We start from the raw sequence: 16,467 nt of genomic DNA on the forward strand, positions 1-16,467 counted from the left end.
GGCTGTCACCATCAACCGCGCTTCGAGCGTCCAGTCAAAATTGATTTTCGCGGGGGCGAAACGCGAAAAGCGTCTCGATGGCAGTGCCCCGCATGGGTATAACCCTAAAATGCCACCGAATCCGCAACAAGAATGTCCAGCTTTGGAAGCGACCGGACGATCTTCATCGTCTCCAGGCTCACTGTGATGACGCGCTGGAACAGCTCCAAGGGGTAACGAGAATTGTCCATCGTTTCGGTTGCCCAATCGTTGGCATCGTTGATGATGCCGCTGTCTTTTCGCGTAGTTATTGATTGACGTTCCATCACCCATTCCAGCGCCGGTTTACCGTTCACCTCATACTCGTAGGCTTCGAGCGGGATGCCGGTAATGGTAATTTTGTGGTTGTAAAGGACAATGCTCTTGTCATCGACATTTTTTCCGCCATCCTTTTTCTTGGCGAATTTCATTTGCATGACCTGAAAATCAGTATCTTCAAGTCTGTCTAGCAACGAGGTGCTACCTACGAATTGCACCGGATAGCAGGGGACCGACTCATAGTTGATGTGTAAATCAGCCAGCTTACGGCCCGCCTTTGAAAAAGCCCAAAAATCAGATGCAGTTTTCACGCAAGGAATGCGTGGCAATTCTTTAGACAAATTATCGGCATAGCGCTCGCGGTAGTCGGGGGAATGCAGCAGTCCGTAAATGTAGTAGAACAGGCTTTCCCTGCTGATAGTCTCGTCCGGGTAGGCCGTTGAGAAATGACTCAGTCCGGCTTTGCTAATGCCTTCTCGACGGGCTATGTGCAATTTCTGTGCAATGTTTACTTCTTCAAGGTCCAGATTGGTCGAAAATATATCAATTTGCTGAGTATTTTTTTGGTTCATTTCCGCACAAGGTTTTGCCGTATCATATAAATAAAGTGGGAATCCTTGACCGTTCGCCATTAATTGAAAATCAGGCAGCAGATTAATCGCTAAGGCACTAAAGTCTTTAGCTACACCCGTCCCCGTGATGTAAATCATTACGTTTTCGTCCGCTTCATTTGGAAACATCCTTGGCATCAAATGATGCGTCCAATTAAAGTTTTTGTCGTAATAAATAAACTGCTTGCAGAATGGTCTCCTAAGTGATTTTCTAATATATTTTTGTTCAAATTCATGCTTCCGCTGTTTTGCAAGATCGCCAATTAAATCTTCCGTCCATTTTATTTTTGTTGGATCGGAATTGATAAATGACGCTGCATTTGTATCAGCCTTTTTCATTTTTTCGGATGACCATCTATCCACCTCTTCATTGTAGAAATGAATCAGTTTCGTCATGTTTGTCTTGAGGATGTGCTTAGAAGAATTGAATACCCAATCATCTCTGTTTGTTTTTACGCCCATTGAATATGTTTCAAATATTTTCGATGAGTCTTTGTCTTTTTTTTCTCCGACTTGAATAAATTTGGAAAACCCAATGTCACGTTGCCCCAGCCAGTCATGATGTTCATTTGGCGTAATCGGTAGCCAACCATTCGCAGCATGGATGCGGCCCACGCTTTTGTATTCTTTAATGATATTTAGCTTCTCTTGTTCGCTCAAGTAGTCGCCAATGTCGTGCCAAAAAATCTGGCCATGCTGTTTGGCATTGGGATTCTTTACAAATAGCGTAATAGCAATCGGCGTGCGTGTACCTTGACCGAATACGTTGTCCTTTTCTTTGCGACGTTGTTCGCCAGAAGTGCGAGCATTGCCGCGCAAATGGAAGACATACAAGCTGCTGAATTCTTCCGCTAAGCATTTACGCAATCCGTCGGCAGTATTCGCCTCCAAAAAGCCGGCATTGGTTACAAAACCAATTACACCACTATTGCCAATGCGGTCACTTGCCCAACGGATAGCACGAATGTAAGAGTCATACGCCTTGCTCTTGCCGTCCTTTTTTGAAGAACTATTCACGTAGGAATCGAGAATTCGCTCATCAAGGTGAGGATAGGATATATTTTTATTGTCACCTCCCGCATCTTCCTGCCCAGATGAATATGGCGGGTTACCAATAATCACTCGAATATCTAAATTTTTCTGCCGTTTGCGTCGAGCGCTGTTCTGCACCAGAATTTGGTCAACTAAATCTTCTTTTTCGTAAAGTTGGAAGGTATCGGTCAAACAAATTCCACTAAAAGGCTGATATTCACCGCCCACTATGTCGTGATAGACAGATTCGATATTGATGGCTGCGATGTAGTACGCCAATAGGATGATTTCATTGGCGTGAATCTGGCCGGCATATTTCTTGGGAAGGCTTTCTTTGCTTATCAAACCGCTTTGCATCAAGCGGGTAATGAAGGTGCCGGTGCCTGTAAAGGGGTCAATTATGTGGACGTTATCGCTAGCGAGCGTTTGGCCAAATTCGCTTTGCAGGATGTCATTAACGCTGTGGATGATGAAGTCCACTACTTCGACCGGTGTGTATACGATGCCGAGCTTCTCCTTAAGGCGAGGGAATGCCTTTTGGAAAAAATTATTGTAAAGCTCGACGACAATTTTTTGCTTGCCCTCGGCGTTTTGGATGCCTTCGGCGCGCAGCTTGACGCTGTCGTAAAAGCGTTGCAGGGTGTCGGCTTCTTTGTTCAGATGATGCTCTTGCAACACGTCCAGCACGCTTTGCATAGCAAGCGACATGGGGTTGTGCTGGGCAAAACTGTAATCACTAAACAGGGCGTCGAATACTGGTTTGGTGATCAGGTGCTGCGCAAGCATCTCGACCACCTCGTTGTCCGAGATGCTGTCGTTCAGGTCGTCGCGCAGCTCGGCCGCGAACGCGCCAAAAGCCGCGCGCTCGGCGACATGGCTTTCGTCCTCCAAGATCGCTTGGATGCGGTCGATGTGGGTACGCGCAATCTTGGCAATGTCGTTCGCCCAATCTTCCCAGTGGTGCCGGTTGCCGCACTTTTGCACGACCTTGGCGTAAATGGCGCGCTCGATCTCACCGATTTCAAACTCCAGTTTGATCTGCTTGTCCTTGTCGCCGCGCTTGGCGTGTTCGCCAATATTGAATTGGCCCTTGCCAGCATCCTTTTTGGCAGCGCCATTCTTGCCAGCCGGTTTGTTGATCTTGTCGGTGACCGCGACGACCTCCATCTTGGCCGTGTCCCGCCCGATCAAGTCGAGCTTGTTGACCATCGCATCGAAACGGTCATCGTGTGACCGCAGCGCCTGCAGCACCTGCCACACTACCTTGTAGGTCTTGTTGTCGTTAAGCGCCTCATGCGCCTCCATGCCGGCCGGGATCACGACCGGCAGGATCACGTAACCGCGTTTCTTGCCTGGCGCGTTCCGCATCACGCGGCCGACCGATTGCACCACGTCAACCTGTGAATTGCGCGGCGTCAGAAACAGCACGGCATCCAAGGCCGGCACATCGACGCCCTCCGACAGGCAGCGCACATTACTGAGAATGCGGCAGGTATGCTCGGACGCTTGGGCCTTGAGCCAGTTAAGCTTCTCCTCCTTCTGGCTGGCGTTCATGCGCCCGTCAACGTGTTCAGCCTCACAGATGAGGCGGTTGACAGTCTCGAATTCCTCCTCGGCCTGGTACGCCTCAACGACTGCCTGGAACATGCCGGCGATGTTCTTCGAGCTGGTCTTGTGGGTCTTGGCATTCTTGGGTACATCGATCACCTGGCAGAATGCCACCGCGCGCCTCATTGGGTCGGTGTCGCCAGCCAGGTCTTCCTGGGTGCCCTGTTTGCCAAGCGCCTTCCAGCAGCCGATGATCTTGGCAGCGTCATCGACCTTGACCTGGTTGTTCTCGTCGGCAAGCAAGGCTTGCAGGCGGCGGTTGACGTGGCTCTCGTCGACGGCGAGAACGATCACCTTGTAGTCGACCAGCAGGCCGCGCTGCACTGCCTGGGAAAACGTGATGACGAACAGTTCTTTACCAAACAGCGCCTCGTCGTCCATCGAGCATAGGGCAACATTGTCCTTCTCAGCGCTCGCCTTGGCATTGTCGCCGTAGATGCGCGGCGTGGCCGTCATATACAGGCGCTTGCTGGACCGGATGAAATCGGCGTTGTGTATCTTGACGAAATTGCTCTCGTCAGCGTCGTCGAAGGTCGCGCCCGTGGTGCGGTGGGCCTCGTCGCAGACGATCAGGTCGAAATCGCCGAGCTGGTGCTCCTTCTGCGCGTTGCTGATGACGTCGATCGAATGGTAGGTGGAGAACACCACGCTCATATGCTCGGCGTCATGGCGCTTGGCCATTTCCATCGCAAGCCGACCCGGCTGGGTAGTTGCCGGATAGCGCAATTCATGGGCGAAGGTCTGGACCACATCCTCGTCCACGGCGCGCTTCTTGCCGACGTCACTGTCTGAGCAGACGGCGAAGCTGTGCAGGGGCGTGTCGCTCTCCTGCGTCCACTCCGTCAAGGTCTGCGACAGCAGTGCCAGGCTAGGGACTAGGAACAGGACGCGCTTGCCCGGTCCAGCCACGCTTTCCGCGATTTTTAAACTGGTGAAGGTCTTGCCAGTGCCACACGCCATAATCAACTTGCCTCTGTCCGCTGTTTCCAGTCCTTGTTGGACAGCAGAAAGGGCCGTTTTTTGGTGATCGCGTAGCTTTTTTTTCTCCATGAGAATGGGCGCGTGGTGCGGTTGGTACTTGGCCCAGTCAATCTGGCTTGTTTCGAGGTCGTGCAAGTCGATCTTATTGACCGGCGGCTGTTGGTTTTGCAGCGCGTCGTTGGCGTGCTCGCTCCAGTTATTGGTGGTCGTGATCACGATACGGCGCACGAACGGCTTCTTGCCAGAGGCGGTGAAGAAGCTGTCGATGTCGGCCTTCTGCACCTTGTAGTCTTCGGCAAAGAACTTGCACTGGATGGCGTGAAATTCGCCAGTCCCCTGGGTTTTCGCCACCAGGTCGATCCCGGTGTCGCGGCCGTCGATACCCTGCTCGCTGGCCCAGTTCCCATATGTCCAGATCTGGCTGTACAGGTCGCGGTAGGTCGCCTCATTGCGCAGGTAGGTGACAATCAGCTCTTCAAAATAAGTGCCTTTCTCACGCTCTGAAACGGAAGCACTACGGTAAGTGGCAAGCAGGTCGAACAGCGCGGTCATGTGAGGGCTTTCCATAGGCAAATATATTGACCGGCATTATGGCGTACTACGGCCCCTTTTGGATTGAAAGTGAGAATTGTTTTGCGCCACCAATCTGATGCCTTGGTGACGCCGTAGCGCGCTCGAGCGCCGCGCGCTGTCACCATTACGCCGCCTTTTTCATCCCGGGTTTGAACGGCTTCGCAGGCGGGTTCAAATCCGGCACGCCACCGCGATCCGGATACGCTCCCTTGCACTGCGCCGTTTCATTGCGGTAGTTGGAGCATGACCAGAACGGTTTTTCCTTCCCTGGAATGAGATTCAAACGCCCCGTCTTGCACTTGGGGCAAACGATGGGCGCGGACACCAGGGGCTGGCCGTTGTCATCCTTGTAGGTGGCATCGCACTTAGGGTCGGCGTTCCAACGCGAGCAGTACCAGAACGGGCCGCTGGCCCCCGTCTTCGTCTTGAGCTGGCCCTGTTTGCATTTGGGGCAGCTTCCATCATGCTCGCCCGGCTGCGGGAAGATGAAATCAAGCTTGTCGTCGGCCTTCATGTACGCCAGGAAGGCATCGAACGCCTTGCCGCTTTTGGCGCTGGTGAAGCCCCTGAGCAGCGTGCTCTTGCCGTTCTGGAGCATCCCCGTCACCTCGGCCTTCGTGATGTCGCGGCCGCAGATGTTGCGGCCGACCTTGAACCCGCAGGCGCAGGAAAAATTGTAGCTTTCCTCGCGGACCACGCCGCCGCACTTGGGGCATGGAACGTCCAACTTGAGGGCCGCGTATTGCGGGGATGCCTTTCCCTGCGATTGCAGCTTGGCGATGATGGCCAGCACGACGTCCTTTATCTCGGCCATGAATTTAGCTTTTGCGTAGCCACCCTTCTCCATCTCCCGCAGCCGCAGTTCCCATTCGCCGGTCGTGGCCGGTGTTACCAGCTCATTGATGCCGTACTGGCGCAGCATCGGCACCAACTGCATCGCCTTGGGCGTCGGCAGGATTTCCTTGCCGTCGCGCTCCAAGTACGGCTTTTTCCTCTCCGTCTCTTCAATGAGACCTTCGATGATCGATGCCCGCGTTGCCACCGTCCCGAGTCCGCCCTTGGCCTTGAGCGCTTCGCGCTGGTCCTCGTCTTCGACATACCGGCCAGCGCCTTCCATCGCGCCCAGCAGCGTATCCTCGGTAAAGCGCTTGGGTGGCTTCGTCGCGCTGGCCTTGCTGGTGATCGATCCTACTCCGGGCAGCTCGCCCTCGGCCACGAAGGCCAGCTCATTGTCGCCGCCCGCCTCGCGGCCATTGACTTCCATCCAGCCGGGCGTCACGAGCACCGTCCCATTCGACTTGAACGTGTATCCCTTCACCACCGTTGCGCGCACAGTCTTTTTGAACAGCGCGGCCGGATAGAACGCGGCGATGAAGCGCCTGGCCACCAGATCGTAAATCTTGACTTCATCGCCATTAAGACCGAACGGCTGGAGACCGGTCGGGATGATGGCGAAGTGGTCCGAGATTTTTTTGTCGTCGAAGATGCGCTTGCTCTGCTTGAGATAGCCATTGTCGAGCGCTTTCCTCGCCATGGGCGCGAACGCGCCTTCGAAAGCTTCAAAAACCTGCACCACCGTATCAAGGTAGTCTTCCGGCAGCACCGCCGCATCGGTGCGCGGATAGGTCAGCACCTTGTGCGTTTCATAGAGCGCTTGGGCAATCGTCAGCGTTTCCGCCGCCGTGAAGCCGAATTTGCGGTTGGCCTCGCGCTGGAGCGTGGTCAGGTCGAACAGCTTGGGCGGCTGCTTCAAATCGTCTTCGGACTGGTCGGTCACCGACTCGACCGCCGCGCCTGCGCAGGCTGCGGCAATCGGCGCCGCGCTGGCCTGATCGAACAGGCGGTCTTCCCTGGCGTCTTCGTCGTCGCCCTTGATAAAGGCCGGGTCGATCCACTTCGCGGCGTATTCGCCGCTGGCCGCTACGAACACCCCGGCCACTTCCCAATAGGATCGAGGCACGAAGTTCAGTATCTGGTTTTCACGGTCCGCCACGATGGTGACGACCGGCGTTTGCACTCGTCCCGCCGTCACCATATCGCGCCCGCCGTTCATGATGCCGTTGAACCAGGTTAGCCCACGGCTCCCGTTGATCCCCATGAGCCAGTCGGACTCAGAGCGGCAAACGGCGGCGTCATGGAGGTTATCGAACTGCGCGCCGTCCTTGAGGTCGGCGTAACCGGCACGGATCGCCTCCGGCGTCATCGACTGCAACCACATGCGCTTGATCGGCTTTTGCGTGCCCGCATGGCTGTAGATGTACCGAAAGATCAGCTCACCCTCGCGCCCCGCATCGCAACAATTGATGATCGTGCCGACATCGCGGCGGGCGATCAGTGATTCGATCTGTTCCAGCTTGTCGGCCGTTTGCGCTATCGGGGCCAGGTCGAAGTGCGTCGGTATGACGGGAAAATCCCCGTCCTGATCCTTCGGGCACTTGAGGCCCAGCAGGTGGCCCACCGCGCCGATGATGATCAAGTCGTCGCGCTCGAAGTAGCCGCCAGCCTTCTTAAAATTGCCAAGGGACTTGGCGATGTCGGCCGCGACCGACGACTTTTCCGCGATGATGAGACTTTTCATATTCGTGCCCTCCTTCAAAGAAACCTTGTGGTGACAGCGCCGCGCCGCCGGCGCGGCGCCGCTGTCACCACCAACCGCTTTGCACTACGTGGATGATGGGTTGGTGACGGCGCCGAAGATCCTGGGCCTGCAGGCTGTCACCAATTGGATTTTCGCGGAGGCGAAATTAACGGCTGCGGTCCATTGCTGGCGCGGGTGCGGGCGCAGGACGTTCAACAGCACGTTCCGTCACCTTCGGAGTCGGCAGTTGCAGCGAGCCGTCGCGCACCATGCTGGTCATTTTGGAAATGGCCTCATTGCGCATGTTGTCGGGGAGCTTGGCCAACGCCTTTTCCATCACTCTCGTCGCGACGTTCAATTTCGTCTGGTCTTCCTTCGACAGCGGCGGCGGAGCCTGTTTGTCTTTCGCAGGCTCGGCATCCTTGGCCTTGGCCGGTTCCGCCGCGTCCCTAGCCTTCGCTGGCTCTGGTGCGTCTTTGCTCGGGGTGCGGTCGGACAGGACAATTTCATTGACCTTGGCCGGGCCGCTCACACTCACCGGCTTATCAGGGATGCCGCGTTCCTGCTTGACCTTGGCCAGTTCCTCCAGATCGCGCTCGTTCGGCTTGTAGCCCTTCGTTTCCATACCGCGCGCCGATGCTTCGATCCAGGCAATCTGCTTGAACGTGTCGGTCCCTTTCAGCTCAAGCGTGCCCCAATTCTTGGCCTTGGCGACTTCGACCATATCGGCAATGACCTTGCGGTCCTCGACCGGCGTCGAAAGTTTCTTGCCATGGTCCTCGAAGCGCAGCGATTGGGTGTCGCGGTCGTGGAACTTGCCGTCCTTGACGGTGTACTCGCCCTTCACGCTGTCCGGCAGCGTGTAGCCCGTCTTGTCGAACACGGCCTTTGGCTCCTTGCCGCTGAGGGCGACGCCTTCGGGCGTTTCCTTCTTGATCGGTTCTTTCGCGTTGCCGGGCCCGGCCGGATCGGCAGCGGCCTTGCTCGCTTCCTTGACGCCCTCGCGGCCTTGCTCGGGCGCGGCCTTGGCCAGCGCTTTGGCGCGCTCGTCAAACGCCTTGGTGTCCATGGGAAGCTTCTCGTAGAAGCTGGCCAAAACGACTTCACCCGGACCCCTGACCGGAATCCCCTGGGTCTGGCTACCCTTGATCTCGCGGCCGACATCGACATCGAGGCTGCGATTGGTCTTGACGTGGACAATATTCGGATTGTCCTTTTCGTTCACCAGAACGTCTTTGCCCTTGCCGACCAGCTTGTCCGCCTCCTTGATGGCCTGCTTGTACTCGGTCGTTTCAGTCTGCAATTCGTAGCTGTTGCCGACCTTGGCGAAGACCCGCAGCGTGGGACTTTCTGGCTGCTGCGGCGCTTTTCTTTCGGGGGTGCTGCCTGCTTCAATAGTGTTCATGTAGTTCTCCAGGTTATGCGGCTAATGGAAGGTCCACGTCGGCGGTGGACGTGATGAACTCCGACATATCGAAGCCAATCCCCTCCCCGATCACGCGAAGAAATTCCGCTTGGTTCACGATCTCGTCGGCATCAACGGTCTCCGACTCGACCAGGGACAAGGTGCGCGTGCGATGCGTGGCGCGCACGATCACCAGGGCGGGGACAGGCGGCGGCGTCAAGCTCAGCCGGTCGGCAAAGGCTTCGTCCTCGTACGAAATCACCTTGTCAGCGAAGATGGGCTTGCAGCCCTCGACTGAAATGATGATCTTGCGGAATCCGATTTCCTTCACTTCCTGCGGCAGCATCAGGGCGCGTTTCTGATCGCTTTCGTTCTGCGAATGCCCAGGCCGTCCGGCGCTCACGCTACGCGAGCGCGCCTTGCTCTTGACGGTCTGGTAGCCCAGTGTTTCGGAATACTCCTTGGCATCCTCGTTCTCCTTCGGCTGGAACAGGATGTTCATGGCGCAGTTGGTCATCAAGGTCTGCGCGCCTTCCGGCCCGTAGCCGTCCTCCCGGCCTGCGATCTGGCCCTTGTTCTGGAAGATCAGCAGCAGGCGCATGTTGTAGCCCGCCATGTAGGCGATGGCCTTCTGGATGATCTTGAGTCGTCCCACGGAGGTAAATTCGTTGAACACGACCAGGCACTGGTATTTCAGGCTCGGGTCGTCCTGCGGCAGCGTCTTGGTGTTCTCGTTGAGCAGGATCGAGTAGAAGATATTGGCGAGCACGGAGTACGTCACCAGGTCTTCCGCCGTCATGCCGAAATAGATCGTCATTTTCCTGCGGCGCACCTCGCGCAAGTCGAAGTCGTCGCCCGACGTGGCGGCGGCGATCAGCGGCGAGCGGAAAATCTTGAGCGGCGCAATGAATGTGCTCAGAATATTGGCGCGTACCTGATCTGTATTGACCGCGAAGCTGCGCAGCGCATCGACGCACTCGACCGACAGGCGCGGGAACTCGCTGTCGCGTTCCTCGCGGGCGGCAATCGTGCCCTCGATCCACTTGTCCAGGCTTTCGCCCGTGGCGGGTGTGCTCAGGCTGAGCATGTTCGCCATCGTGACCGACTCGCTCGGCGTTTCCATCATGTACAGCGCCAGGCCGAGGAACAGCACCTGGGCATTGTCGTTCCAGAACGCGTCCTTGCCGCCAGACGGGTACCACATGCTGGCCTGGCTCTGCACATCGCCAATCCGGTAGTCGTATTCCCTGCGGATGTACGACATCGGATTGAACCTGTGCGATGTCTTGTCCGGGTGGTTGGGCGCGAACAAATACACTTCCTGGCCGTGCGCTGCGCGGAACCCCGCCGTCAGCTTGTAGCTCTCCAGCTTGATGTCGTGGTTGACGATGGAATGCGGATACGACAACAGGTTCGGCGTCACGATGCCAATATCCTTGCCGGACCGCGTGGGGGCCTTGACGCTGATGAACTGCTGGCCCTCGAAGGTCAGGAACTTGCCGCCCATCTTGCCGACGATGACGCCCGGCCATTTGCTGGTCTTGGTGCCGAACAATCCGACCTGGCGGACTTCGTTCGACGTGGCGAACCGGGCGCTGCCGTGCAGCTCGCGCTTTTTCCCGGTCAGCGCTGCCACGGCAAACATGATGACCGGCAGCAGAGGCAGACCGATGGCGATAGCCCATCCCGCCATCAGTGCGTGCTTGACCGCCCGCATATCGCCATACACTTTGCCGTACTCGTACAGGGTGAAGATCGTCACCGATTCGGACGGAATTTTTTGCAGGTCTGCGAACAGACGGCCTCCCGCGTACAGCCCGCCGACGAACAGCCCCGCCAGCACCAAAACCGCGACGGCGGACCCGATTAGTATCTTTTGCAGCTTCATGATGTTCTCCCTGTCGGCACAAAGCCGAGTTTGCGAATGACAGCTTCGACGCGGGCGTTTTCCTCTTCCGCCAGCTCCCGCGCCTGCGGCGACGGCATCGAGCGCAATACCGCGTCCAGATGCTCGTAGCGGTCGATGAATACGGCGTAAATGATTTCGTAGTCCGCTCGCGTAAAGCCGGTGTCGGGTGGGTACAGGACAGACACCAGGTTCTCCATCGTGTATCGCCAGAGCGAAGTTGTTTTCGCGGGGGCGAAATTGCCGTTGGTGACACGATCGCGGCGCCGGCAGCTGGGATTTGTCACCATGACCGCATTGGTGACGGGGTTGAGGATCCAGGGTGCGGCCGCTGTCACCACGGCCGGAGTGGTGACGCCGCGGCACTGCTGCAGCAGGCCTGGCGTCACCAAGCTTGTGTTGTGGCGTGGCGACTTGTAGATGGTCGTTTCGGGCAAGCGGTTAAACATTGGTGTCCCCCCTCATCAGTTTGGCCTTGCGGACCGGATCGAAATAAAGCTGCGTCATGTTCGTCCGGGAAAATTGAAGCATCACGTCGATGGAGGTTGTTACCTCCCGGACGATGTAATTCCAGTCCAGCGTCTGACCGATGCCCGATTGCTTCACCAGCGTGGCGATGCGCTGGTAGGCTGTCAGCGGGCTATTGGCGTGGGTCGTGGTCAGCGAGCCTGGATGGCCAGTGTTGAGAGCGGCGATGTAATCGAATGCCTCGTCGCCCCGCAGCTCGGTCAAGAAAATGCGGTCCGGCTTCATCCGCATGCAGTTCTTCAACTGCTCTTTCGGCGTCACGAAATCGCCGTACATCAAATGGACCTTGTTCCAGTGCAGCGGCAAGGACAGCTCATGCACGTCTTCGATGGTGATGATGCGGGTGTTCGTCGGCACCATATCGGCCAGCGCCTTCATGAACGTGGTCTTGCCGCTGCCGGTGCCGCCCGACATGCAGAAGTTCAGCTTGTGCTCGATGCCCAGCTCGAAGAAACGCTTCATGTCGCGGGACTTCTTCGCTTCCAGCATTTCCAGTTCGAAGTCCTCCAGGTGAATGTCGCTCGGCACGTCCTGGAAAATGCTCACGTCGCGGAACTTCGTCAGTCGTCCCGACTTGATGTAGTCGTCAATCGAATAGCGGTCATTGCTGGCGATCCGGAACGCCATCGCCACCGTGCCGGGCAGGCAGGCGGGCGGAATGACGACCTGGCCGCGCTGCCCATCGGGCAGGCGAACCTGCTTGATGGGGTTGGTCAGGGTCAGCCCGATCCCGTCCTGATAGATGCCTGCTGCGTTGGCCAGCTCGATCAGGAGCCGCAGTGTGGCTTGCGGCGCGGGATGCGCCGTCCAGCCAGCGGGCGATTCCGTCATGATGATTTCGGGCGCGTTCACGCACACTTCCGTGACGCCCTTCATATCAAGCAAGTCCTGAATGCCGGACTGCTTGAGTTTCGAGCGCAGCGTGACGCTCTTGTCGTATACGTCGATATTCGTGACGTTCTTAGTGCCGGGCGAGTTCATAGACGCTCCTGAAATCAATATCGCGGACCACGAAAATATTGATGACATCGCCGGGCTGGCCGTAGCCGGTTGGCGGAATGTTGATGGTGCTTTCGAGCGTCCGGTTGGCCAGGTCCTGGCCCGACTTGGCGCTCGTCGTCAAACGGATCGTGCCTTCGCCTTCATTGGCCCGGTTCGACAGCGCCTGGCCCAGGTCGCCAATGAGGCTGAGCAGGACAGCGCCGCCGAAGCGCTGCATGATGTGGTTGTCCACTAGGATCGGCTGGCCGCTTGCGCCCAGCGAGTCCGTGCCGAACGAATTGATGTCCACCACCACGCCCAGGGGCGTTTCGATGCGTGACCACAGCACGGGAATGAATGACTGTCCGGCCACCAGGGAATCGCGCAGCTCCCCGAACGATTCGCTGCCGCGCTCGATCAACAGCACCTTGCCATTGGCCGAATACACGTCCTTGGCCACGACACAGCCGACCGGTCCCGGGTTCGTGGTGACGATCCGCGTTTTCTGCACGCATGGAATCGCCGTCCCCCGGCGCAACAGGAAATTCAAGTCCGGGCGCTGCGCCGCCACGCCGCCCACGAGCTGGGAGGGCTTGAGCTTGTCATCCAAGCCACCCCGGCTCGATTGGCTACCTTGCGCGCCGCCGCTGCCCAGGAACCCCGCCGCTGGCGCCGTGTGATTGGCCACGCTGACGCTCGACCCGCCGCTGTTGCCCGAGCTGACCAGCAGCTCGCCGCTCATGCGGCGTTGAGCCAGGGTCCGGACCGGCGCGGCGGGCGCGCCGCCCCCGGCCGCTGGCGTGCCAGGCGCGCCGTTGGAGGCGTTAGGAGGCGTGCCAGCGGGCGCAGCGCCGGGCGTGCCCGCTGCGCCTGCTGGCGTGGCCATCGCGGCCCCTGGCGCGGCTGTAGCGCCGTCCATCGGGATCGCCATCGCCGCCGCTGCCGGTGGCGGCATCTGCTGAGCTTCTTCGAGCTTGATGCGCTTCTTCGCCGCTTCGAAATCGCGGCTGCTGGCCACGACAGCGGGGGCGGGCTTGGCCTTGGCCTGTTCCTGCGCCTTGGTCTTCTTCCCTTCTTCCAGGCGGTCGAGGAACAGGATGACACCGAAGGCGACGACAAGGACTGCCAAGACCATGACGCCCGCGATCACCATGCGCGACAGGTTGTTTTTCTTCTTGGTCGAGCTAAGCGCCGGAATGTCCCGGTCGGCGGACTCTTCGCTGCCGACGACAGCGTTTTGGGTTGCAGCGGTCATTTTTCACCTCGTGATAAGCGCACGGCATTTGGCACGGTCGTGCCGCTCAGATTGAGCTTGCCGTCAGGATTGAAGCCATCATTGCGAAGCGCCAGGACGGCGCTGCCGTAGCGGAGCATGAACTTGCCCGCCGTCTCATGGATCACCATGGTCCCGCTGTCACTGTCCATATGGAAATTGGTCAGCGCCTCCGTACCGTCCGGCAGCACCTTGTACGCCACCGGCAATTCGCGGGTCGAATCGAAGACCATGAAGGTAAAGCGGCCATCGTCCGAAATCGAGGTCGGCGCGATCCCGGTGTGCCCCTGCATCATGTAATTCACATTGCGCTTGGCGCTGCCCTGCCCGCGATCCGCGATTTGCTCCAGCCGCTCATTGACGGCCGAGCGCTTTTGGCTTGCCGCCTGGGCGGCTTTGGCGCGGCTGTCCGGATAATCGAAGCGCAACACCAGCGTCGGGCTGAGGTCCGATTTCCTGGGCAGGCTCACCAGCTCGAAAGCGTAGGTGCGCTTGTTCGTGACGATCAGCAGCTTCGTGTCGGGCTTGGGTGCAGCCGGTTTAAGCATGACGTTGCTGCCCTTCGGTCCGACCTTCCATGCCTCCCTGTCCCCAATGCCGATCATGGCCTTGCTCGAATCGGACTCATCGACCGACTCGTCCTCTTCGAACTGGATCAGCGTCGGATTGCCGACGGCCGTGTAGATTCGCACGACCTGATTGGGCTGGTACGTGACCGTGCGAATGCGTGGGTCGTCGGCAGGCGCTGCGTTCGCGGCGCACGCCGCGCCCAGCAGCAGGGCCGGTAGGATATGTTTTTTCATGGTGCGGTCCCTTCTGCTTTGCCGGTAACGGCCGTCACGGCCGATACAGCCGATGTCTTGGTACTGTCGCGTACCGCGTTGTAGCTGGTGGCCTTCCATCCGGCCACATTGATCCCCCGGTCGCGGTCGTCCATCGGCTGGTCTTCGTACTTGAAGGTAATGGTGGACACGAAATACTCGACCACCGGCTTAGCGAAGGGATCAACCAGGTTGATCGTCTTGCGGCTCCATGAAACGAGCGCGGTGTCACCGACCCACGAAATGGTGCCGGGCGTCGGAATGACGCGGAACTTGTCCTTGAGAACGTTGACCGGGGCGCTCGGATTGCCTTCCGAATTGAACGTGGCGTACAGGTTTCCCTCGGTCGGCGTGGACAACAGCATCGTCGCGTTGTACAGGTCCTGAATCGTTTCCCAATCATAGGACTCGCGGAACACGACGTACTTGCGCAGGTACGAAATGTCGGTGGCCCGGTTGTACGTGATCTTGGCGTCGGAAAGCGTCTTGAGCCAGGTGATATCGCCGTTGTCATGCACCTGCATGATCCCTGGCGGATTGGGCTTGTTCTTGAACACCGTGATCGAGCTGGCGACAATCGTCACGCCGCAGAGCACCATGGCCCCGGCGAAGCACCGCCATGCCAGTGCCTTCGATTTCGCCATGTCTTCGAACTTGCTCTTTTCGAAGTCCATCGCCTGCTTCATGTAGAAGTCGGCCAACTGGTCGGGTGTCATGTCGGCTTCGGATTTCTTGCCGCCGATGATACTTTTCAAAATTGCATTCATTGCCATCACTCCTTTGCCGCGACCGGCTTATTGACTGGCGTCCATGGACCGGACGGCTGCGTAGCCTTTGGCGGCGTGGTGGTGCATGCCGTCAGAAGCGCTGTTAATACGAAACCCATGATTAGTTTTTTCATTGCGATCCTCACTTTTTCTGTTCTGGTGTTTTGGCCCCGCCGCCTGGAGGCGATGCCGGTGGTTTGCCCTTGATTTCGCCGCCTTCTGGCGGGGCTTTGGGCGGCTTTTCCACGCCCGCGCCGCCGCCGACCTGCCTGTTGCCCCCTGGCAGATTGCGCAGCTTCCCGACCATGCTCGATATCCCCACACCCCCGGCCAGCGACGACGCCAGGCTAGGCAGATTCAGAGACACAAAGACCATCACCGCGCAGATCAGATTGACCTTCAACAGCGACGACAGCGACAGGTCGGCCGGGATCAATGTGCTGACCATGGCAATTTCAATTTGGGCGGCGAACGAGAACAGCATCACGAGGAACGCGTAGTTCAGGATTTGCCCGGTCCACGCCTTGAACAGGTCGCGGGTGGCGGGAAAGAGCGCGGAGGCCACGAATAGCGGCCCTACCGCGACAAGGATGCCCAGGGCGAGCTTGGCCAGGATGATGTAGGCAATGGCCACAACCATGAACGCGCCCGCGAACAGGCTCACCGTCACGATGGCCAGCACGGCGAACATGGTTTGCTTGATGCCGTCCGCCATCGTGTAGAGCAGGATAAAAGAGTCGAGGAACTTGTTGACCATCGTGTCAAGCGCAGCCGCCGAGCTAAATTGCGTGCCGACCGTCCCGGCCAGGTCCTCCCCGAGGCCGTTGATGAACGGCACGACGTGATCGGTGTACATCGTCGCATTCAGTCCGAGCGTGATGACCAGGCCCCAGCCCAGCATTCGGAACAGGAAGTCCTGTATGGGATCGTCGTTCTCCCCGCGCAGATACGAGGCGACGATGAGCATCACGTAAAGTCCGAAACCGGCGGCAACCAACGGTGAAATGAGCGCAATCATGTTGGTGGTGCCGTTCTGGATGACGGCAACCACGGCCGTATCGAAAAACTCGTAAATCTCTTGAAAGGGTTTTATAGGCATGATGTTT

At 58.0% G+C, this 16,467-nt stretch carries 11 protein-coding genes; all 11 read right to left on the reverse strand.

The window, feature by feature from the left end; translation table 11 throughout:
- Nucleotides 1–104: 104 nt before the first annotated feature.
- On the reverse strand, nucleotides 105–5,081 hold the full coding sequence (locus CR105_RS23175) for a DEAD/DEAH box helicase (protein WP_099792661.1): 4,977 nt from the start codon (nucleotides 5,079–5,081) through the stop codon (nucleotides 105–107).
- 145 nt (nucleotides 5,082–5,226) lie between these two features.
- A complete protein-coding gene (locus CR105_RS23180; RefSeq protein WP_099792663.1) occupies nucleotides 5,227–7,680 on the reverse strand; it encodes a DNA topoisomerase in 2,454 nt (817 codons plus the stop codon).
- Nucleotides 7,681–7,846: 166 nt separating this feature from the next.
- A complete protein-coding gene (locus CR105_RS23185; protein WP_099792665.1) occupies nucleotides 7,847–9,085 on the reverse strand; it encodes an LPD7 domain-containing protein in 1,239 nt (412 codons plus the stop codon).
- A gap of 13 nt (nucleotides 9,086–9,098) precedes the next feature.
- Complete coding sequence (locus CR105_RS23190) at nucleotides 9,099–10,973, reverse strand: type IV secretory system conjugative DNA transfer family protein (RefSeq protein ID WP_099792667.1); 1,875 nt, start codon at nucleotides 10,971–10,973, stop codon at nucleotides 9,099–9,101.
- The gene (locus CR105_RS23195; protein ID WP_099792669.1) at nucleotides 10,970–11,440 is read right to left on the reverse strand and encodes a hypothetical protein; all 471 of its coding nucleotides are present in this window, start codon (nucleotides 11,438–11,440) and stop codon (nucleotides 10,970–10,972) included. The genes CR105_RS23190 and CR105_RS23195 overlap by 4 nt, the downstream gene beginning before the upstream one ends.
- Complete coding sequence (virB11, locus tag CR105_RS23200; RefSeq protein ID WP_099792671.1) at nucleotides 11,433–12,500, reverse strand: P-type DNA transfer ATPase VirB11; 1,068 nt, start codon at nucleotides 12,498–12,500, stop codon at nucleotides 11,433–11,435. The genes CR105_RS23195 and virB11 overlap by 8 nt, the downstream gene beginning before the upstream one ends.
- Nucleotides 12,481–13,755, reverse strand: coding sequence for a TrbI/VirB10 family protein (locus tag CR105_RS23205; RefSeq protein ID WP_099792673.1), 1,275 nt, complete (start codon nucleotides 13,753–13,755; stop codon nucleotides 12,481–12,483). Before CR105_RS23205 ends, virB11 begins: the two co-directional genes overlap by 20 nt.
- Nucleotides 13,752–14,576, reverse strand: a complete 825-nt coding sequence (locus CR105_RS23210) for a TrbG/VirB9 family P-type conjugative transfer protein (RefSeq protein ID WP_180288285.1) — start codon at nucleotides 14,574–14,576, stop codon at nucleotides 13,752–13,754. The genes CR105_RS23205 and CR105_RS23210 overlap by 4 nt, the downstream gene beginning before the upstream one ends.
- Nucleotides 14,573–15,361, reverse strand: coding sequence for a VirB8 family type IV secretion system protein (locus CR105_RS23215; protein ID WP_180288286.1), 789 nt, complete (start codon nucleotides 15,359–15,361; stop codon nucleotides 14,573–14,575). The genes CR105_RS23210 and CR105_RS23215 overlap by 4 nt, the downstream gene beginning before the upstream one ends.
- 5 nt (nucleotides 15,362–15,366) lie before the next feature.
- Nucleotides 15,367–15,495: a lipoprotein gene (locus CR105_RS29715; protein ID WP_502522556.1), complete on the reverse strand. Its 129-nt coding sequence runs from the start codon at nucleotides 15,493–15,495 to the stop codon at nucleotides 15,367–15,369.
- 8 nt (nucleotides 15,496–15,503) lie between these two features.
- A complete protein-coding gene (locus tag CR105_RS23220) occupies nucleotides 15,504–16,460 on the reverse strand; it encodes a TrbL/VirB6 family protein (protein ID WP_099792679.1) in 957 nt (318 codons plus the stop codon).
- Nucleotides 16,461–16,467 lie beyond the last annotated feature (7 nt).

The sequence above is a fragment of the Massilia eurypsychrophila genome (assembly GCF_002760655.1).
Classification (GTDB): Bacteria; Pseudomonadota; Gammaproteobacteria; order Burkholderiales; family Burkholderiaceae_D; genus JAFCUW01.